18 protein-coding genes are annotated in these 20,699 nt (G+C 60.4%); 8 read left to right on the top strand and 10 right to left on the bottom strand.

Going from position 1 to position 20,699, the window contains the following annotated elements; all coding sequences use genetic code 11:
* The first annotated feature begins 53 nt into the window (after nt 1–53).
* Nucleotides 54–1,742 carry a hypothetical protein gene (locus tag ACWHVV_RS04530; protein WP_447928290.1) on the top strand — a complete coding sequence of 563 codons (1,689 nt, stop codon included), beginning with the start codon at nt 54–56 and terminating at the stop codon, nt 1,740–1,742.
* Nucleotides 1,743–1,873: 131 nt separating this feature from the next.
* On the opposite strand, the gene ACWHVV_RS04525 is transcribed toward ACWHVV_RS04530, so the two are convergent.
* From ACWHVV_RS04525 to ACWHVV_RS04505, 5 genes are all read right to left on the bottom strand, one after another.
* A complete protein-coding gene (locus ACWHVV_RS04525) occupies nt 1,874–2,053 on the bottom strand; it encodes a CsbD family protein (RefSeq protein ID WP_447928289.1) in 180 nt (59 codons plus the stop codon).
* A gap of 110 nt (nt 2,054–2,163) precedes the next feature.
* The gene (locus tag ACWHVV_RS04520) at nt 2,164–3,216 is read right to left on the bottom strand and encodes a DUF2955 domain-containing protein (protein WP_447928288.1); all 1,053 of its coding nucleotides are present in this window, start codon (nt 3,214–3,216) and stop codon (nt 2,164–2,166) included.
* 67 nt (nt 3,217–3,283) lie between these two features.
* Nucleotides 3,284–4,345 (bottom strand): HlyD family secretion protein, encoded by a 1,062-nt coding sequence (locus tag ACWHVV_RS04515; protein WP_447928287.1) that lies wholly within the window; start codon nt 4,343–4,345, stop codon nt 3,284–3,286.
* Nucleotides 4,346–4,512: 167 nt separating this feature from the next.
* Nucleotides 4,513–5,022, bottom strand: coding sequence for a porin family protein (locus ACWHVV_RS04510; protein ID WP_447928286.1), 510 nt, complete (start codon nt 5,020–5,022; stop codon nt 4,513–4,515).
* 77 nt (nt 5,023–5,099) lie between these two features.
* On the bottom strand, nt 5,100–6,017 hold the full coding sequence (locus tag ACWHVV_RS04505) for an EamA family transporter (protein ID WP_447928285.1): 918 nt from the start codon (nt 6,015–6,017) through the stop codon (nt 5,100–5,102).
* Nucleotides 6,018–6,173: 156 nt separating this feature from the next.
* On the opposite strand from ACWHVV_RS04505, the gene ACWHVV_RS04500 reads away from it, so the two are divergent.
* Together ACWHVV_RS04500 and pta are read left to right on the top strand one after the other, a co-directional pair.
* The gene (locus ACWHVV_RS04500) at nt 6,174–7,355 is read left to right on the top strand and encodes an acetate/propionate family kinase (RefSeq protein ID WP_447928284.1); all 1,182 of its coding nucleotides are present in this window, start codon (nt 6,174–6,176) and stop codon (nt 7,353–7,355) included.
* Complete coding sequence (gene pta / locus ACWHVV_RS04495; protein WP_447528032.1) at nt 7,352–9,532, top strand: phosphate acetyltransferase; 2,181 nt, start codon at nt 7,352–7,354, stop codon at nt 9,530–9,532. Before ACWHVV_RS04500 ends, pta begins: the two co-directional genes overlap by 4 nt.
* An 88-nt stretch (nt 9,533–9,620) precedes the next feature.
* Here the strand turns inward: pta and cyoE are convergent, their stop codons facing one another.
* The 5 genes from cyoE to cyoA are packed head-to-tail and all read right to left on the bottom strand — an operon-like array spanning nt 9,621 to nt 14,416.
* Nucleotides 9,621–10,541 (bottom strand): heme o synthase, encoded by a 921-nt coding sequence (gene cyoE, locus ACWHVV_RS04490; RefSeq protein WP_447895369.1) that lies wholly within the window; start codon nt 10,539–10,541, stop codon nt 9,621–9,623.
* Nucleotides 10,499–10,825, bottom strand: a complete 327-nt coding sequence (cyoD, locus tag ACWHVV_RS04485; protein ID WP_447528030.1) for a cytochrome o ubiquinol oxidase subunit IV — start codon at nt 10,823–10,825, stop codon at nt 10,499–10,501. Before cyoD ends, cyoE begins: the two co-directional genes overlap by 43 nt.
* Nucleotide 10,826: 1 nt before the next feature.
* Nucleotides 10,827–11,447, bottom strand: a complete 621-nt coding sequence (cyoC, locus tag ACWHVV_RS04480; protein WP_447928283.1) for a cytochrome o ubiquinol oxidase subunit III — start codon at nt 11,445–11,447, stop codon at nt 10,827–10,829.
* The gene (gene cyoB, locus ACWHVV_RS04475) at nt 11,447–13,423 is read right to left on the bottom strand and encodes a cytochrome o ubiquinol oxidase subunit I (protein WP_447928282.1); all 1,977 of its coding nucleotides are present in this window, start codon (nt 13,421–13,423) and stop codon (nt 11,447–11,449) included. The genes cyoC and cyoB overlap by 1 nt, the downstream gene beginning before the upstream one ends.
* Nucleotides 13,424–13,426: 3 nt before the next feature.
* Nucleotides 13,427–14,416, bottom strand: coding sequence for a ubiquinol oxidase subunit II (cyoA, locus tag ACWHVV_RS04470; protein ID WP_447928281.1), 990 nt, complete (start codon nt 14,414–14,416; stop codon nt 13,427–13,429).
* A gap of 636 nt (nt 14,417–15,052) precedes the next feature.
* Here cyoA and ACWHVV_RS04465 point away from each other — a divergent pair.
* The 5 genes from ACWHVV_RS04465 to ACWHVV_RS04445 all read left to right on the top strand — a co-directional run bounded on the left by ACWHVV_RS04465 (nt 15,053) and on the right by ACWHVV_RS04445 (nt 20,681).
* Nucleotides 15,053–15,901: an outer membrane protein OmpK gene (locus ACWHVV_RS04465; RefSeq protein WP_447928280.1), complete on the top strand. Its 849-nt coding sequence runs from the start codon at nt 15,053–15,055 to the stop codon at nt 15,899–15,901.
* 36 nt (nt 15,902–15,937) lie between these two features.
* Nucleotides 15,938–17,221, top strand: coding sequence for a NupC/NupG family nucleoside CNT transporter (locus tag ACWHVV_RS04460; RefSeq protein ID WP_447928279.1), 1,284 nt, complete (start codon nt 15,938–15,940; stop codon nt 17,219–17,221).
* A gap of 93 nt (nt 17,222–17,314) precedes the next feature.
* Complete coding sequence (deoC, locus tag ACWHVV_RS04455; RefSeq protein WP_447928278.1) at nt 17,315–18,100, top strand: deoxyribose-phosphate aldolase; 786 nt, start codon at nt 17,315–17,317, stop codon at nt 18,098–18,100.
* Nucleotides 18,100–19,443, top strand: a complete 1,344-nt coding sequence (gene deoA / locus ACWHVV_RS04450) for a thymidine phosphorylase (protein WP_447928277.1) — start codon at nt 18,100–18,102, stop codon at nt 19,441–19,443. The genes deoC and deoA overlap by 1 nt, the downstream gene beginning before the upstream one ends.
* Complete coding sequence (locus tag ACWHVV_RS04445; RefSeq protein ID WP_447928276.1) at nt 19,443–20,681, top strand: phosphopentomutase; 1,239 nt, start codon at nt 19,443–19,445, stop codon at nt 20,679–20,681. The genes deoA and ACWHVV_RS04445 overlap by 1 nt, the downstream gene beginning before the upstream one ends.
* Nucleotides 20,682–20,699 lie beyond the last annotated feature (18 nt).

The following is a 20,699-nucleotide window of genomic DNA, read 5'->3' as shown; positions in this document are numbered from 1 at the left end:
TGTTAACCCCAGTTATGTATTCTTTGGGTTTCCTTTCAGAGAGCGACCCGACGATGAATAAAAAAACCTACCTGGCGGCCTCCCTTGCTCTGTTGGGCGGTAGCGTACTCAGCGGCTGCGGCGACGACAGCGACTCGACCGCCGATACGTCGATGCTGCGCTACATCCCGGCGGACTCCCCGTACTTCATGGCCACCCGGGAGACGATGCCGGAGCAGGAGGTATTCGATTTCTACAAACGCACGATGCTCTTCGATGAAGGCCTCGAACAGGACATGGAGGAGCTGCGCGAGCTCCAGCGCCATGAAACCGATGCGCAATCCCAGGCGTTCATCTCGCTGATCCTCGCTCTCGGAGAAGAGGTCAAAAGCGTAGAGACCCTGGACGACCTGCATGAGCGAGGTATCAAGGCCGCGCCCCAGGCCGCTTTTTACGGCTTGGGCATCCTGCCGGTGCTGCGCTTTGAGCTGGAAGATAGCGCGGCGTTCCGTGAAACCCTCGAGCGCGTGCTGGCCAATGCCGATATAACGCCGCGCACGGGCACTACGGACGGCACCGACTACTGGGTGCTGACCCCGGAAGACGATGTCGAGATCACCCTGGCCCTCGTCGACGGACAGGCGCTGCTGTCGCTGGTGCCCGATGATGCCAGCGATTCCTTGCTGGCCGAGGTGCTGGGCAAGAATCTGCCGGAAGAGAGCCTCGATGACACCGGCGCCCTCGCCGATCTCGAAAGCCGCTACGGCTTCACCCCCTACGGGGCGGGCCAGATTCGCACCGCCCGCGTACTGGATGAGTTGAGCTCGCCCGACCACGCAGGCACCGAAGCCCTGTTGGCTTCGGCCGGCGAAGAGCCGCTGGACTTTTCCGCCTGCCAGGCGGATCTCGACCGTATCACGGACCGCTTCCCCGGCATCGCGATGGGCTCGCGGGAGCAGGACCTGAACGGCCGCTCGGAGATGAACCTGATCGTGGAAACCGACGACGCGATCGTCAGCGACCTGCGCCGCCTCGTTACCGATGTGCCGGGCCTGGGAAGTAAAGAAGGGCTGACAAGCTTTGGCATGGGCCTGAGCCTGCCGGTGCTACTTGAAACCGTGCAGACCTACTCGCGCCAACTACGCGAGAACCCCTTCGGCTGCGCCGAGCTTCAGGAGCTGAACAGCGTCTGGGACGATGCCAACAAAACGTTGAGCCATCCGCTCATGATGATGGTTGGGCCATCGCTTTCGGGTCTGTACACCCGAGTCGACAGTTTCTACGTCGAAAACGGCATGCCTGCGGGCACCGGGCTTTTGACACTGGCCTCCCCCAACCCCATGACACTGCTCCAGAGCGCCAGCAACTTCCTGCCGGGGTTTGGAGAGCTAAGGCTGACGCCGGGCGGCGACGCCCAGCGCGTCGAGAGTATTCTGCTGCCCCCGAACGCGCCCGAGCTTTACGCCGCCATGTCCGAGTCCGCTCTGGCACTGGGCCTTGGCAGCGACGACCCCTCGTCACTGCAGGATGAACTTAAGGCCTCGTCCGCCGATGAGAACCTGCTGATGCACGGGTTCATGGCCGGCGACTTCTTTCATGCGATGGCAAACGTCGCCGCGCAGTCCCCCGGTGACGACTTCTCCAAGGCCGATATCGAGGTGTTCCGCCACTACGGGGACATCTACGATCAGATGGAGTGGTGGGTCACGGTTGGCGACGCGGGCCTGGAGATGGGCTTCTCGGTCGAGATGGCCGAAGAGTAGGCATGACCACGCGTCAGCGTAGCGTCGTCCGGGCGCTACGCTGAACGACAATCTGCTCTCAAAAACAAACGATCTGCTCTCAAAAACAAAACAGGGGCCCGAAGGCCCCTGCTCACTATTCTAAAACTGAATTACTTTTTGGCGGCGTCTTTTAGATCGCCCTTACCTTTTTGCACTTCGCCTTTGGCTTGCTGGGCTTTGCCCTTGGCTTCGGTCTTGTCGCTACCGGTTACTTTGCCAGCGGCTTCTTTCACTTTGCCCGCAGCTTTGTTGGCGTTACCGTTTGCTTTATCTTCTTTTGCACCAGACATAGTCATATACCTCTAATCCGTTAGTAGGGAACGTGCATCCTGCAAGGAGACAATCACTGTCTTTCGCTTTACAGGTATCTATTAGAGTAGCCGGTGCTGAAAAAGTTGCGTTAATTTCTTTCGGGCAATGCTGTGGCCTTCCACTTATTGAGCAGCCAGTGCAGGCAGGCCATGACCATCAGCGTGATCGACAGCGCCACGAACATCGATGAAAACCGGTAAAGCGCACTGTAAACAAGGTCCTGGCTTGGCCCAAGCGACTGGCCAAACAGAATGCCTAGCGTGGTCATACCGCCAAACCCGACGCCGGAGCCCCCCGCCTCGCGAACGTGTTCGCGGGCAAAAAGCATCAAACCCAGCCAGTAAATCATGATCGCCAGCAAGAAGTGATTGCTCTGGGTATAAAGCAGCATCTGCATCACCAGCGCCATGTTGCACCCTAAAAGCGTACCGATGATCCGCCGGATGGACGAAGCCTGGGCGCCGGCGTAGCCCATGGCGAACAGCACCAGCACCGTCGCCATCTGAGCCGAGAGCGAATCGCGCAAATCAAAGGTTTGAAACACCACGAAAGAGAGGGTGGCGGTAATTCCGCCGATCAACGTCTCGTGGCGGATTTGCGCGGCCGGCTTCTCTGCCCGCGGGGGCGGCTGGCGGGGCGTGACATCGGGGAACAGCGTGTGCATGAGCATGGCAATCAGCACCGCCAGGAAACTCGCCAGCATGTTGGCGGTTAAAAGCTCGCCCAGGTCCACCCCGGGGTAGCTTGCGAAGTGCAGCAAAACACTCAGGGTCACCACGCCGTTGGCGGCGTATAAAAAAAGCGGACCTTTCGCCATCAGATTGAAGCGGAAAAGAAAAATGCCGAGCACCACCAGCGTCATTACCACCGGCATATGCTGTAACAGGCCGATGATCAGGCTGACCTCCACCACGTTGAAGGTGGCGTTGCCCAGAAACTGGCGAACGATGCTGGCATTCAGTAAAGGCACCATGCCCAACAAAAACATGGGAAATACAGTGAAGAATACACCGTAGTTCCAGCCCATTATCTTGCTGATGACGAACCCGATCGTCGCGCCCCCGGCCACGCGCAGGCACTGGCGCAGGCCGTTTTCGTCCAGTATCTTCTCGCGCGCCGGGCCGCCAAACACGTAGGTCATGAACGCCTTGATGGGTCTGGCGTGAGTCAACCGGTGTTGAATCGACCCTGTGTTAGTAGACCGGATCTTAGTAGACATAATGTAGCCAGCTGATCAAATGCGCCTGTAGCCACGCGAACGGGTGCGCCAGCGCATGCTCGCCGGGCAGCAGTTGAACGCTCGCCCGGGCGCCGCTGGGCGGCATCGCCGCGAGCGGGTTTTCTAATGTAACGTGCAAGCGCAGGCGCTGGGCATCGCGCACCCACCGGTTCGAAGTGGGAATATCGGCCAGTTGGCCGTTGGCGCTGATCTGGCCTTCGCTCACGCCGGCGTCCAGTGCCGTCACGCGGCCTTCGAAGATATGCCCGGGCAGCGCATCCAGTATCACTTTCGCTTCGTCGCCGACGTGCACGTGGCGCAGGCTCTTCTCGCGAAAGTCCGCCACGATATCCACGCCGCTGGCTACCAGCGCCAGCACCGGCTGGCCCGCCTGCACGTAATCGCCGGGTTGAAGTTGCAGGTTGGTCACCTGCCCCGCTTCTTTGGCGCGCACCTCGGTACGGTCCAGATCGAGCTGCGCATTGGCCAGCGCATTGCGGGCCTGGCGCAGCCGAAGATTGGTATCGCCTTCTTCACCCAACTGCGCCTCGAGGCTTTTGATTTGCGCCTCGGCCGCGCGCACGTCGGAATTGGCGGTATTCGCCGCCGCGACCCGCTGTTCGTACTGCTGGCGGGAGATGCTCTGACGCCCCACCAGCGACTCCGCCCGCTGGCGTTCGCCGCTGAGCTCGGTTGCGGTCGCCCGGGCGGCGCTCAACGAGGCGCGCGCCGCGGCCAAGTCGGCCTGCAAGCGCTCGTTCTCCTGGGCGGCCTGCTCGACATCCAATTCCGCCTTGGCAAGCGCGATCTCGTAAGGCTCGGGGTCAAGGCGAAACAGTACATCGCCCTTGGCCACTTGCTGATGATCGCGTACCACCACCTCACTGACCGGCGCACTCAACTGCGGCGCTATACGAGTGACCGGGCGCATGATGCGCGCCTCGGGGGTAAGCGGCATGAAGCTGTCGGCTATCAGAAAGTAGACAAACAAAAGGGCAAAGGCAGCCAAAGCCACCCTTACCCATCGGGTAAAGCGCTGATCGGGGGACATCGTATTTACTCTTTCAAACCCTGGCAGGGGCCCAGGTCGATTCAAATTAATACGTTAGTCTATCAAATAATTAGCAAGCTAACAATATAACCCCTTTTAAGACACCACATACCCACAAAAAACCCCACCGCGGGGGTGGGGTTTTGAAACGCTGCTACGAGCTCGCTTTAGAAGCGGTAGCGTAGACCGACACTGGCCGCGTCGAAATCGTAGGCCGATTTATCGAGGTAGCGCATGTAGTCGGCGTTGATCGCAATGTTCGGGGCGATATCGAACTCGGCGCCGCCGCCGTAGGAGAAGCCGCTTTCACGGTCGAGATCGAAATCAACTTCCGTCATACCCGCCAGGCCGTAAAGGCGAACGTTGGGGGCGATCGGGGCGATACCCTTGGCGTAGACACCGGCCAGGTAATCCAGCTTGGCGCCACCGTCGGAGCCGCCGGTACCCAGGTGGCCTTCCACGGCGAAGTAGTCGTTGAACTGAGCGCCGCCGCGCAGGCGCAGGCCTACGTCATCGCGCGAGGAGCCGCGGTCCGGGTCCAGGCTCCAGAACATGGCATCGCCACCGATATAACCTTCCGGGTAGCCAAAGGATTGCTGCGCCTGGGCCGATGCCGCGAAAGCACTTGCGCCGAGAACGACAGCGGCAGAGGTGAGTGATAATACGGTCATCTTCATAGGAGGTACCTCAGTTAAAAAACAGTGTTTCCTTACGTTTTTTAAGTTTGCCCCAGAATGGCGCTCAACGCAACTCCTCAGCGTACCTTCGAAAGACTCAGCACCACGATCCCGCCGACCACGACCGCCCCGCCCAGCAGTTGAACCGGGCCAAGCATCTGACCTAAAACGAAATATCCAAATACCAACGAGGCCACGGGCTCGAGATTCATGACCGGGGCATTGCGTGTCATATCCAGGCGCGGCACAAAAATAAACAGCGTCGAAAACCCGGTACCGTATAACAGTGCCAGCAGCACAAGCCCGGTCCAGCCGGCGCCGTTGTCGGGCAGGTCCATGCCGCCGGGCACCGCGCCGGTAACCGCCCCTATTACCATGGCAAAAAAGACGGTTTGCATGGTCAAGAGGGTGCGCAAGGTACTGCCTACACTGGCCAGGCGGTGTTCGGTAATCCATAGCGCGTTGGCAAAGACGAACCCGGCGAGCAAACCAAAGCCGATACCCGCCATCCATTCGGGGCCCATGCTTTGCGGCGTTGCAAGCCAGGAGGGAATATCCAGCACGACCAGCAGGCCGATCAAAATAGTGCCCATTATCAGGCACTGGCGAAGTGTCGGCCGCGGCCCACCAAGCGCCCAGCTCAGCAGTGCCAGCTGAATGGGAAAGGTGTTGACCAATAAAAGCGCCACGACGACGGGAAGCCGCGCCACCGCGGAGTAGAGGCTTAGGCTTTGAACGGTGATCAAAAGCCCCACCGCCAGTTGCCAAGGCCAGGTGCCCCTGGGCAGCCAAAGGCTTTTCCTTTGTACCCACACCAGCGTGATCAGGATCAAACAGGCAACGCCGGAGCGGGTTAAGATAGCCAGCAGTAAGCCGGTCCCATTATCGAAGGCCAGCCGTGCCGAGACGTGATTGGCCGCGAACATACTGGCCACCGTTACCAGCAACATGATGGCTAAATGGCGCGGAAGCGGCGAAGTGGATAAAGCTGACATAGCGACAGATCGGCTCATATTGGATAAATAAGGGGCAAGAACTAGCCATATTACATGGATGGCCCGCGCGCTTCAGCGCTGATTGCGTCAGAGCCGTCATGCTACACTAAAGTCTATTCCCCGCTTTAACTTAACCCCACCCAAGAGAAGGCTTGTATGAATGCACCGGTGCTGGTGATCAACTGTGGCTCCTCCTCCATCAAGTACGCGCTGATCGATTCGACCCCGGATACACCACGTCTTTCAGGGCTTGCCGAGCGGCTGGGCAGCGCCGAGGCCTGCTTGAAGGGGAAAACCAGCGCGGGGGAACGTTTTACCCAGGCGCTTCCCCACGCCGACCACGCTCAGGCGCTCAACGCCATACTGGATCGCCTGGAGGGCCGCCTGCCCGTAGCGGTCGGTCACCGCATCGTTCATGGCGGCGAGCACTTCACCCAGGCCGCGCTGATTACCGATGACGTCATTGCCGCCATTGAAACCACCGCCGCTTTGGCGCCGCTTCATAACCCGGCGAACCTGGCCGGCATCACCGCTACCCGCAGCGTGTTCGCGGCGCTGCCCCAGGTCGCGGTGTTCGATACTGCCTTTCACCAGACCCTGCCCGAGCGCGCCTACCGCTACGCGCTGCCCGAGGCGCTTTACACCCAGCACGGCATCCGCCGCTATGGTTTTCACGGCACCAGTCACGCCTTCGTAAGCCGCCGCGCCGCCGAACTCAGCGCCCGAGGCGAAGGTGGCTGGCTGACCGCGCACCTGGGCAATGGCTGCTCCACCGCGGCGGTGTGGCACGGCCAAAGCGTGGATACCAGCATGGGGTTGACGCCGCTCGAAGGGCTGGTCATGGGGTCGCGCAGCGGGGATGTCGACCCGGGCCTTCACGCCCACCTGCACCGCCAGTTGGGCTGGTCACTGGATAAAATCGACGAGGTGCTCAACAAGCAAAGCGGGCTTTTAGGGCTTTCCGGCTTGACTAACGATATGCGCGAAATCGAAGAGCAAGCGCTTGCCGGCCACCCCAAGGCATCGCTTGCGCTGGAAGTTTTTTGCTACCGAATCGCCAAGTCTCTGGCCGCGCTCTCCTGCGCACTGCCCTCTTTGGACGGCGTCATTTTCACCGGCGGTATCGGTGAAAACTCGCCGATCGTACGCGCGCGGGTGCTCGCCCTGATGCCCCACTTCGGTTTTACGCTCAGCGATACGGTGAACGAGGCCACTATCCGTGGCCAGGAGGGCCTTATCAGTCAACCCGACCACGGCCCGGAAGTCTGGGTCATCCCCACCGATGAAGAGGGGCGTATCGCCCTGGAAACTCGCCAGTGCCTGGAGACCTTGATATGAGCACACCGGACGACCAACCCCAGGCCATTTTGCTGGTGCCTACCAGCGCGGGTGCGGGCCTGACCTCGGCCTGTTTGGGTCTTATTCAGGCGCTGGATACCATCGGCCTAAAAGCGGGCTTTTTGAAGCCGTTCATGCAAAACGAGCTCAACGGCCCGGGCCTCGACCGCTCGACAGCGCTTGTCTCGCGTACGCTGAACCTGCGCCCACCCTCGCCCATCTCCCAGGCGCGGCTGGAGCGGCTCTTGCGCGATGATCATACCGATGAGTTGATGGAAGATGCCGTCGAGCTCTTCGATCAGGTGCTCCAGCAAGCCAAGCGCGACGACACGGCGCTGGATTTAGTGGTCGTCGAAGGCGTCGTCCCCACTCAGTACACCACCTACGCCACGCAGACCAACGCCCAGCTTGCCCATGCGCTGAACGCGCGGATCATTTTGGTCGGCACCGGCGATTTGAACGAGCCCCAGCGGCTGGCCGAAGAGCTCGACATGCACGCGCGAAGCTTCGGCGGCGTAGGGTCCAAGCGCACCCTAGGCGGCATTTTGATGCGCATGAAGAACCTGCCCTACGGCGGTCACGAAGATGAGCTCTCCGCCGCACCGGGTACGGTCAAACCTCAGCTGGAAGAACCGGTCCTGGCGGAGCTGCGTCGCTACTCGCCCTTTTTGGCCACCGAAAGCTTCCACCTGATCGGCATCGTGCCGCAAAGTAAAACACTCAACGCCCCCCGTACGCTGGATGTCGCCCGGGCGCTGAACGCCACCGTGCTCAACGAAGGCGACGCCGCCTCGCGCCGGGTGCTCTCTACCAGCCTGTGCGCGCGAAGCGCCGCCAACGCTCTGCACATATTTACACCGGGCAGCCTGGTCGTGGCCTCCGGCGACCGGGACGACGTGGTGCTCGCCTCGGCGCTGGCCACCATGAACGGTACCCAGCTTGCCGGGGTGTTGCTCACCAACGGCTTCATGCCCAACGACAACATGATCGAAATGTGCCGCCCGGCGCTGAAAACAGGCCTGCCGGTACTGGCGGTCGAAACCGACAGCCTGACCACCGCCCAGAACCTGACCATGGTCAGCCGCGAAATCCCCATGGACGACTTCGAGCGTGCCGAGCAGGTGGCCCGCTACGTGGCCGCGCACATGGACCTGGAATGGCTAAAAGCCAACCTGAGCCGTGGCTATACCCGGCGCTTGTCGCCCTCGGCGTTTCGCTACCAGCTGGTCAAACAGGCCCAATCGGTCAAAAAGCGTATCGTGTTGCCGGAGGGCAACGAACCCCGCACCGTGGAGGCGGCCATTATTTGCCAGCGCCGCGGCATTGCCGACTGCGTGCTTTTGGGCCAGCGCGAGGAGATCGAAAGCGTGGCCCGCCACCGCGGGCTGACCGTGCCCGAGGCGCTGACCATCATCGACCCGGAGAGCACTCGCGCTCACTACATCGCTCCGATGGTCGAGCGCCGCCGTGGCAAGCTCAACGAATTGACCGCCGAAGCCCAGCTTCAGGACAACGTCGTGCTCGGCACCATGATGCTCGCCCTCGATGAAGTGGACGGCCTGGTCTCCGGCGCTATTCATACCACTGCCAATACCGTGCGCCCGGCATTTCAGTTGATCAAGACGGCACCGGCGTACAGTCAGGTATCGTCGATCTTTTTCATGCTGCTGCCGGAGCAGGTCGTCGTCTACGGTGACTGCGCGGTGAACCCGGACCCGGACGCCGAAACCCTGGCCGAGATCGCGCTGCAAAGCGCCCGCTCCGCCGAGGCCTTCGGGATCGAACCGCGGGTCGCCATGATCAGCTACTCTACCGGCGACTCCGGCACCGGCGTGGATGTCGACAAGGTGCGCGAAGCTACGCGTATCGCTAAAGAGCGCGCCCCCCACCTGGCGATCGACGGCCCGCTTCAGTACGACGCCGCGGCCATCGAAAGTGTCGGCAAGCAGAAAGCACCGGACTCCCCCGTGGCCGGCAAAGCCACGGTGTTCGTTTTCCCGGATTTGAATACCGGCAACACGACCTACAAGGCAGTACAGCGTAGCGCTCGGGTGGTCAGCGTGGGCCCAATGCTGCAGGGTTTGAACAAACCGGTGAACGACCTTTCCCGCGGGGCGCTGGTCGACGACATCGTCTACACCATCGCGCTCACGGCGATTCAGGCCAGCCAGCGCTAGCGTTGTTTTTTTTGGTACGTGGCCATAAACGAAAAACGCCCCGAGGTGACCCTCGGGGCGTTTTCATTTACTTACCGCGATCACCTCTTTAGGCGAGCGGTACCACGGCTTCCAGCACCATGATGATACTCAGCGCGGTAATGGTGAGAATCGATACACCGAATACCTGCCGCGCCCAGCGCACGTCGTCTTCCAGGCGATAGCCGCGCAGCGCCAGGTAGAGCCAGTAAAAGCCCATCACCAGTGCCACGCACAAATAGCCAATCCCGGCTTTGCTCGCCAATACCAGCGCAAGCGAGGCGGGAATGAACGCCACGATATAGCCCAGAATGTGATGCTTGGCAGTCTTGATGCCACGCACCACCGGTAGAACCGGAATGGAGGCGCGCTGATAGTCCGCGTAGCGAAAGATCGCGATGGCATAAGAGTGCGGCATCTGCCACAGGCAGAAAATCACCAGCAGCGCGATCGCACCGCTGTCGAACGTGCCGGTGACCGCGCAGTAGCCAACGACCGGCGGCATCGCACCGGAAAGGCTGCCTACCAGCGTGCCGTATTCGGAGCTGCGCTTCATGTAAAGGCTATAGATGCCCACATAAACGCCCCAGCCGATCACCGCGAGCGCCACGGTCAAGCCGTTGGTGCCCAGCGCCAGGCATACCACGCCGCAAACCCCCAGCAGCGCTGAAAGGCCCAGCGCCATGGTGATCGAGACGCTACCGCGTACCAGCGGGCGATGGCGCGTGCGCGCCATCAATGCATCGATATCGCGGTCGATGACGTTATTGCAGGCACAGGCTGAACCGATAATCAGCGCAATGCCCAGTAAGACGGCGGCGAAGGTGATGCCATCGAACTGCCCCTGGGCGGCCAAAAAATAGCCGCCGATGGCGGCAATCAGATTGCCGCCGATGATACCGGGTTTAGTCAGTTCGAGAAGGTCCTGCCGCCGGCTGGGCATCGTGGTTAGCCGATCATCATGTTGAGGTGCAGATGATGCATGATCCACAAAGAGCCTCCTACCACGAGGGCGAGAATCGAGACGGTGAACACGAAGGACATCATGTTCCAACCTTCGTCGGCCTTGGTATTCAGGTGCATGAACATCACAAGCTGAACAAGCATCTGCAGCACCGCGGTAATCACGATAATCCAGACCGTCACGGGCGTGCTGAACAAGCCCATCATGACCGCGCCAAATGGAATGATCGTCAGTACCAGCGAGAGTACCAGCCCCAGTACGTAGGATTTCGTCGAGCCGTGGGCGGACGGTTGGCTAGAAGAATGACTCATCTCAAAGCACTCCCATCAGGTAAACGAAGGAGAACACGCAGATCCAGACGATATCCAGGAAGTGCCAGAACAAGCTAAGGCACAGCATGCGCGGACGCGTTTGGGCGTTGATCCCCTTGGTGGACAGCTGAACCAGCATGACCAGAATCCAGATCATACCGAAGGTGACGTGCAGACCGTGGGTACCTACCAGCGTAAAGAACGATGACAGGAACGCGCTACGATCAGGCCCGAACCCTTCGTGAATCAGGTGTTGGAATTCGTAAACTTCCATCCCCAAAAACATCAGACCCAGAACGAAAGTCACGCCGAGCCACATTTTCACCTGGCCGACGCGGTTGGCGTTCATTGCCAACACGCCCATGCCGAAGGTGAAACTACTGATCAAAAGGGCAAAGGTGCCAAAAAGAATCAGCGGCAGTTCGAAAATATCGGCGCCGGTTGGGCCGCCCGCCGTGCCCCTCATGAGCACGGCGTAGGTGGCAAACAGCGTACCGAAGATCACCAGGTCACTCATCAGGTAGACCCAGAAGCCGAAGACTTTGGTGCCTTCTACATCGTGGTGATCGTGGTCGTGATGCTCGTCAGCATGGGCGCCGTGGTGCGTTGTATCTGTCGCCATTACCCTTGTGCCTCCAAACGCTTTTGATGAGCCCGCTCGATCCGCTCAACCTCGGCGGCCGGGACATAGTAGTCGATGTCGTCGTTAAAGACGCGCGCCAAAAAGCTCACCAGCGTACCCACTGCGCCAACGATCGCCAGCCACCAGATATGCCAGATCATCGCGAAGCCAAAGATCATCGCAAACAAGCTGATAATCGGGCCCGCCGCGGTGTTTCTGGGCATGTGAATATCCTGGTAGGTCTTCTCTTCCGCCTGCTCGATACCGCGCTGTTTCTGAGTCCAGAAGCTATCGATATCGCCGACTTCCGGCTCGTGCGCGAAGTTATAGAACGGCGCGGGCGAAGAAGTGGACCACTCGAGCGTACGGGCATCCCACGGGTCGCCGGTGACGTCCTGATTCTGCTTACGATCGCGGATACTCACGTAGAACTGGATCAGCGTACAGGCGATACCCAACGCGATCAGTACCGAGCCTACCCAGGCAACGATCATCCAGGGCTGCCATTCAGCGTTGGGGTAGGACTGCATGCGGCGCGCCGCACCGTAGAAGCTCAGCACGTAAAGCGGCATGAACGCGGTGTAGAAACCGGTGATCCAGAACCAGAACGAACGCTTGCCCCACTTCTCGCTTAGCGTGAAGCCGAACGCTTTCGGGAACCAGTAGGTCAGACCCGCCAGCATGGCGAATACGACGCCGCCAATGATGACGTTATGGAAGTGCGCGATAACGAACAGGCTGTTGTGCAGCACGAAGTTCGCCGCCGGCAGCGCCAGCATGACACCGGTCATACCACCGATCGTAAAGGTGATGATGAAGCCAAGGGTCCACAGTACCGGCGAGGTCATTTCCAGGCGACCACGGAAGATGGTGAAGATCCAGTTGAAGACCTTAACCCCGGTCGGGATAGCGATGATCATCGTCATGATGCCGAAGAAGGCGTTGACGTTGGCACCGGCCCCCATGGTGAAGAAGTGGTGCAGCCAAACGATGAACGAAAGCACGGTGATGGCAACGGTTGCCCATACCATGGTGTGGTAACCGAACAAACGCTTGCGAGCGAACGTTGCAATGACTTCCGAGAAGACACCGAACGCCGGCAGCACCAGGATATACACCTCCGGATGGCCCCAGGCCCAGATCAAGTTGACGTACATCATTACGTTGCCGCCAAGCTCGTTGGTAAAGAAGTTCATACCGAAGTAGCGGTCAAGCGTAAGCAGTGCAACGGTCGCCGTCAGAATCGGGAACGAGGCGATGATCAGCACGTTGGCGCACAAGGACGTCCAGGTGAAGATCGGCATGCGGAACATCGTCATGCCTTTGGTACGCATCTTCAAAATAGTGACGAAGAAGTTGATACCCGTTAGCGTCGTACCGATACCGGATATTTGCAGCGCCCATATCCAGTAATCCACCCCGACCCCGGGACTGTACTCTATCCCCGACAGTGGCGCATAAGCGAGCCAGCCGGTCTTGGCGAACTCACCCAGTACCAGCGATACGTTGATCAGCACAGCGGAAACTGCGAACAGCCAAAAGCTCAGGTTGTTCAAGAACGGGAAGGCGACGTCGCGCGCACCGATCTGTAGCGGCACCACCAGGTTCATCAGGCCGATAACCATCGGCATCGCTACGAAGAAGATCATGATAACGCCGTGGGCGGTAAAGATCTGGTCGTAGTGATCCGGTGGCAAAAAGCCCATCGAGCCGCCAGCGGCCAGGGCCTGCTGACTACGCATCATGATGGCGTCGGCGAAACCGCGCAGCAGCATGACAAGCGCCACCGCGAAGTACATGATACCGAGTTTTTTGTGGTCGACCGAAGTGAACCACTCATTCCATAGCCAGCCCCACTTACGGAAGTAAGTAATCGCGCCCAACAGGGCGATGGCACCGACAATCATCCCAATACCCACGATCACGATAATCGGATCGTGTAAGGGGATTGCTTCTAAGCTTAGTTTACCGAACACGGCTTACCCTCCCGCCTCGTTGCTGATGAGCTGGTCGTCGTCAGACCCCTCACCCTCTTGGTTTTCGGTCGTTTGATAGGCTTCATTCGTATCAACGGCCGGTGCACGGTCTGCGTCCTGCGTTTCCGTCTCAGGGTCTGTTCCCGAATGGAAACTGCTTACTAGCCGCTCGTAGAGTTCCGGCGTTACGTCAGAGAAGTACTCGACCGGGACGAACGAAGAACGCTCGGCAAGTTCGGAGTAACCTTCCGGGTAAGTCAGGGTGTTGGGCGACGCGGCGACTTCTGCGACCCACTCATCGAAGTTCTCTTGCGATGTCACGTGAGCGTCGAAGACCATACCGGCGAAGCCTGCACCGCTATAGTTGGTGGAGCGCCCCCAGTAGGTACCGATTTCGTTACCCATGAGATGGACGTCGTTGTCCATGCCCGCCATTGCGTAGATCTGTGTGCCCAGACGCGGAATGAACAGCGAGTTCATGACCGAGCCGGAGCTCACCCGAAAGCGCACCGGTGTATTGACCGGCATGGCGACTTCGTTGATCGTGGCGATGCCCTGTTCGGGATAAATGAACAGCCATTTCCAGTCCAGCGAGACCGCCTGGATTTCAAGCGTCGGCTCGTCGCTCTCAAGGGGGCGGTGCGGGTCGAGCTCGTGAGAAGAGCGCCAGGTAATCACCGCCAGAATACCGACGATGACAACGGGCACCAGCCACACGATACCTTCGATCACGTTGGAGTGCGCCCAGTCCGGCAGGTACTGCGCGACGGTGTTGTTGCGCCGATAGTGCCAACCGAAAGCGATCGTAAGCACGATGACCGGGATCACCACGATCATCATCAAGCCAAAGGCACTGAGAATCAGCGAACGCTGTGCTTCACCAATATCGCCCTTGGGGTCCATCAGGGCCGAGCTACAGCCTGCAAGGAGCAAGCACAGCGCGAGGAGCACGAAGAAAGTGCCACGCCTGCGCCATTTGGAGGGTTGTTGCATGGTGCGATCTCGTCAGAGTTGCGTTTCAAAACTAGCCGCCAGACAGCAAGCCAAACGATATGCCATATAGCAGACCAACTAGCACCCCATACTTTTCCTGGCGCACCAGGCGCGGGCCTCATAACACCGGGAAAAATATGCGCTACCGCATGGGGTTGGTAGCGAACCTGGCGTGCGTTTAACGCACGAATAAAGGCGGAGGTATTTTCTATTGATTACGCGCGCGCAGAAAGCGACGCATTGCCGCACCCTGCCCGTTCAAAACCCATGAATACCGCCTTTCGGCCAAGTCACTGCGATGCTCGGCTCACGGTTCGAGCGTCTCTCAAATCGCTTTGAAATCTGCCCGTCATCGGAGACCACCGCATCGAGGCTGCCAAGAGTAGCAAAATAGGCTGGTCGAGCAACACCCATTTGCGCACATTGACCGGTAAAGTTCGCTTTTCGCCCGATCAAACCCACGCGGCGCTTTTTTGAACGCCTCGAAGAGGGCGGGCAAAGCGGTATTAAACAAATAAAACTAAATGTTATAATCTAAAGCCATGCCAGCCCGCGTCCACGTACCCCGGCGCACTACTTGAACCGCCCTACTAACAATACCAGATGGCGGCCGTGCCACGTTAACCTTGAGGCCTTATGACTGTTCTACCTATTAACCGACTTCCGCACGCATCCATTTTCTGCGGGGCGGGCGCCTTGCTGGTAGGCGCGCTACTCACGCCCCAGGCATTGGCCAACGAACCCGAGCCGCAAACCCTCGACCGGCTCTGGTCATTTGCCAATGTCTCGGTCAACTACCTGGACTGGTCCAGCGGTACCGAACGCCGCACCGCCAACAACGCAGCCAAAAGCGACTTCACCTACGTGGAGCTCGAAGGCGGCGTTGGCTTTAGCTGGGGCGAGTTCTACGGCTTCTTCGACTTCGAAAACCCGACCAACGATCAGTTCGACGAATCTAGCAACGGCCAGGATAACTTTCGTACCGCGGGCAAGGTCACCTCGCACATCTATCTGGGCGATACGCCTTTCTCGCTCTACGCCCACGTCTATGATTTTCGCGACTACGGCTTCGACGGCCGCGAACAGGATCAGATCCTGGGCCTTGGCTACCGCACCACCTTCGATAACGGCCTGTGGTTCAAGCCCTTCATCGGTCCGGCGCGGGTACAGAGTGACGGCTACACGGGCATGAACGGCTATATGGCCGGCTGGGTCGCGGGTTACGAATTCACGGCCTTCAATCAGGGCTTTAGCGTGACCAACTGGCACGAGCAAACCTTTGATCGCGACAGCGACTACATCGAACAGAACTACGTGGGTGGCACGGCTAGCCGTACCGGCACCAACGGGGCGATCGGTCTTTGGTGGCACCCGGCGGATTTGATCACCACCGGCGTTCAGTATCGCTACTCGGATAACAAGCTAGGCGCACCGAATCAGTACCAAAACGCGATGATCTACTCGGTCAAGCTCAACTTCTTATAAACCGAGGCGAGCCTCGCGAACTCAAAGGATCTCCCTATGACACTCCTTATGAGCCTGGTCGGCATGGCGACGCTAGTCGCCATTGCGCTGCTGTTCTCCTACGACCGTAAGGCCATACGCCTGCGCACCGTACTGGGCGCCTTCGCCATTCAGGCGGGTATCGGCGCGTTCGTGCTTTACATCCCCTTCGGTCAGGTCTTTCTGGGCACGATTTCGGCCGGTGTGAGCCAAGTACTGGTGTTTGCCAACGACGGTATCGAATTCCTGTTTGGTGGCCTGGCGGATGTCGAAAGCATCGGCTTCGTTTTTGCGGTTCGGGTTCTACCGGTCATCATCTTCTTCTCCTCCTTGATTGCCGTGCTTTACTACCTGGGCATCATGCAGTGGGTCATCCGCATTTTGGGTGGCGCGCTTCAAAAGGCGCTAGGCACCTCGCGCACCGAATCGCTTTCGGCCACGGCGAACATTTTCGTGGGTCAAACCGAGGCGCCGCTGGTGGTGCGTCCGTTCATCGCACGCATGACCCCGTCGCAGCTTTTCGCCGTAATGTGTGGCGGCCTGGCCTCGGTGGCGGGCTCGGTGCTGGCCGGCTACGCGCAGCTGGGTATTCCCATGGAGTATCTGGTGGCCGCCTCGTTCATGGCCGCCCCGGGCGGGCTGCTGTTCGCCAAGCTGATCATGCCGGAAACCCAGGACAACGCGGATAGCGATAGCATTTCCAAAGTGGACGAAGAGCTCAAGGAGCAGGACGACAAGCCGGTCAACGTGCTGGACGCCGCGGCCTCCGGCGCGACCTCCGGGATGATGCTGGCCGCCAACGTGGGCGCCATGCTGCTGGCGTTCATCGGCTTGATCGCGCTGATCAACGGCATTTTGGGCGGCGTCGGCGGCTGGTTCGGCTTCGAGACGTTGAGCCTGGAAATGATCCTTGGCTGGCTCTTCGCGCCGCTGGCGTTTTTGCTCGGTGTGCCCTGGTCGGAAGCGACCCTGGCCGGTTCGTTCATCGGCCAAAAGATCGTTGTCAACGAGTTCGTCGCCTTCATCAACCTCGCCCCTTACATCGATGGGGAACAGGTCGTGGCCGCGACGGGTCAGATGATGACGCCGCATACCGCAGCGATTCTGTCCTTTGCACTGTGTGGCTTTGCCAACCTGTCCTCCATTGCGATCTTGCTGGGCGGGCTTGGCAGTATCGCGCCGACTCGGCGCAATGAAATCGCCCGGTACGGGGTCAAAGCCGTACTGGCCGGCACGCTGTCCAACTTGATGTCGGCCTCGATCGCAGGCTTTTTCATCGCGTTGGGAAGCGTCGCGGCGTAGCCCTTTTTTTAAATGCGCCAAAAAACGGGCACGCCACGCGCGATGCCCGTTTGTTTTTTACACTGAAAATATCGATACCAACGCGAGAATGCCATGACTGCCTCACCCGACCTCATTCAAGCCGCTAAACAAGCGCTCGCCCTGATGGACGTCACCAGCCTCAACGACGACGACACCGACGCGCGCATCGAGTCGCTATGCCAGATGGTCAAAACCCCGGTCGGCACGCCCGCCGCAGTCTGCATCTATCCGCAGTTCATCGTGACCGCTCAGCGCGCCCTGAGCGCCCACAACCTGGCAGGCCAGGTGAAAATCGCCTCGGTGACCAACTTCCCCGAAGGGGGCGAGGACATCATGGGCGCGGCCCGGGCCACCCGCGAAGCCGTTGCCTCCGGCGCCGACGAAGTCGACGTGGTCTTCCCCTATCGCGCGCTGATGGCCGGCGATGAAGAAACCGGCCGGGAACTGGTCGAAATGTGTAAGGCCGCCTGCGGTGGCCAAGCACTTTTGAAAGTGATCCTGGAGACCGGCGAGCTGAAAACCCCCGCCCTGATCAAGCGGGCGAGCGAGCTTGCCATCGAAGGCGGCGCCGACTTCATCAAAACCTCGACGGGCAAGGTCGAAACCAACGCCACCTTAGAAGCTGCCGAAGTGATGCTCAACGCGATCAAGGCAAGCGGCCAGGAGGTGGGCTTCAAAGCCTCCGGCGGCGTACGCACCGTCGAAGAGGCGATCGAGTACATGAAACTCGCCGCCAGCATCATGGGCCCACACTGGGTCACGCCCCAGCATTTTCGTTTTGGCGCCTCGAGCCTTTTGGGTAACGTCCTCATGACCTTGAACGCCACCGACACCGCGCCGGAAGAAGGAGAATACTAATGTCTTCCCAGCACGCCCTGCTCCCCCAGGAATTCATCCGCCTCAAGCGCGACGGCCAGGCGCTGCCGCTCGAGGAGATCAAGCACTTCGTTCAAGGCGTGGCCGATGACCGCATCAGCGATGCCCAGATCGGTGCTTTCACCATGGCGGTCTATTTGAACGGCATGAGCCGCGAAGAAGTCGTGGCGCTGACCACCGCCACCCGTGACTCCGGCCACGTCATGGAGTGGGGCTCGATGAACCTGCCCGGCCCCATCGTCGACAAGCATTCCACCGGCGGCGTGGGTGATCTGGTGTCGCTGGTGCTCGGTCCCTGGGTCGCCGCCTGCGGCGCATACGTGCCGATGATTTCCGGGCGCGGGCTTGGCCATACCGGCGGCACGCTGGATAAGCTCGAGTCGATCCCCGGCTACGACCCCTACCCCGCCCCGGAACGCTTCGGCCAGGTGGTGAAATCCTCGGGCGTGGCGATCATCGGCCAGACCGGCAACCTGGCGCCGGCGGACAAGCGCATCTACGGCGTGCGCGACATTACCGCCACCGTGGAGTCGATCCCGCTGATTACCGCCTCTATCCTTGGCAAGAAGCTCGCCTCCGGGCTCGACGCGCTGGTCATGGATGTCAAAGTCGGCAGCGGCGCCTTCATGCCCACGCCGGAAAAATCCCGGGAGCTTGCCGAAAGCATTGCCAACGTGGCAACCCAGGCAGGCACCCCGACCACCGCGCTATTGACCGACATGAGCCAGCCGCTGGCCCCCAGTGCCGGTAACGCGGTCGAAATCGTCGACACCCTGGCCCTGCTGCGCGGCGAGCGCCCGCAAAGCCGCGTGATGCAGGTCACCCGGGAGCTGGCCGTCGAGATGCTGATGGCCGGCAAGCTGGCCGCTAATCGCGAGGAGGCCCTTGCGAAGCTCGACAAAGCGCTGACGTCCGGCGCGGCCGCCGAAGTCTTCGCCCGTATGGTGTCGGAGCTTGGCGGGCCGAGCGACTTCATGGAGAAATCGGACAGCTACCTGCCCAAGGCGGCGGTAGTGAAGCCGGTCTACGCGTCCGAGTCCGGTATCGTCAGCCGTATCGACACCCGGGCGGTCGGCATGAGCGTAGTCGAGCTTGGCGGCGGGCGCCTGCGCAACGACGCCGCCGTCGACCACAGCGTTGGCTTTAGCGAGATCGCCGAAATCGGTGACCGGGTCGATGGCGAAAAGCCGCTGGCCATGGTTCACGCCCAGAGCGAAGAGGCCGCCAACCGCGCCGCCGAGCAGCTCAAGGCCGCCATCACCCTGGGCCAAGCCGCCGTCAACGCCGATACGCTGATACAGGACACCTTTAGAGGAGAAGCCTAATGCGCCGCGCGATCGTAGTAGTACTGGATTCGTTTGGTATTGGCTCGGCGCCGGACGCCGCGGCCTTCGGCGATGAAGGCGCCGACACCCTGGGCCATATCGCCGCCGCCTGCGCCCGCGGCGAGGCCGACACCGAATTTCGCAGTGGGCCCTTGAAGCTGCCCAATATGGCCAAGCTCGGGCTTTTTCACGCCCACCGGGATGCCACCGGCCAAGTGGCCGAAGGCGTCGAGCTCCCCGAAGAACTCAAGGGCGCCTACGCCCACGCCCAGGAAATTTCCAGCGGCAAGGACACGCCGTCCGGCCACTGGGAAATCGCCGGGGTTCCGGTGCGTTTCGACTGGGGCTACTTCTCGGATAAAGAGGGCAGCTTTCCGCCGGCCCTTTTGGACAAGATCGTCGAGCAGGCCGGGCTTCCCGGGACGCTTGGCGACTGCCACGCCTCGGGCACCGAGATCATCGCGCGGCTGGGCGAGGAGCACGTCGAAACCGGCAAGCCGATCGTTTACACCTCGGCGGACTCGGTTTTTCAGATCGCTGCCCACGAAGAGCATTTCGGCCTCGAGCGCCTCTACGCGCTGTGCGAAACCGTGCGCGAGCTGCTCGAGCCCTATAACATCGGCCGGGTCATCGCCCGCCCGTTCGTCGGCGATGACGCCGCAAGCTTCACGCGTACCGGCAACCGCCGCGACTACAGCATCGAGCCGCCGACGCCCACGGTGCTACAAAAGCTCGCGGAAGCCGGTGGCGACGTGGTCTCGATTGGCAAGATCGCCGACATCTACGCCCACTGCGGCATTACCCATAAGGTGAAAGCCAGCGGCCACGACGCGCTCATGGACGCCACCCTGGGGGAAATCGCGCGCACCGAGGCCCGCGAGAAGCCGACGTTCATCATGGCCAACTTCGTCGATTTCGACTCGCTTTACGGCCACCGTCGCGACGTGCCCGGCTACGCCAGTGCGCTTGAGGATTTCGACGCCCGCCTGCCGGAGCTGATGGGCGCGCTCGACAAGGACGACCTGGTGATACTGACCGCGGACCACGGCTGCGACCCGAGCTGGGAAGGCACCGAGCACACCCGCGAGTACGTGCCGATTCTGGTGAGCGGCGCAAGCTTTACCCCAGGGCCGCTTGGCAAACGCGACACCTTCGCCGATATCGGCCAGACGCTTGCCGACTTCTTCGTGCTACGCGCAATGGACGACGGCGAAAGCTTTCTGCCCGCCTTCGTCTGATTCGTTTTTGACCGCTCA

This window comes from Vreelandella sp. EE27, from assembly GCF_968206495.1.
The sequence above is the reverse complement of the archived record's forward strand: the minus strand, read 5'-3'. Positions and strand labels throughout refer to the sequence as shown.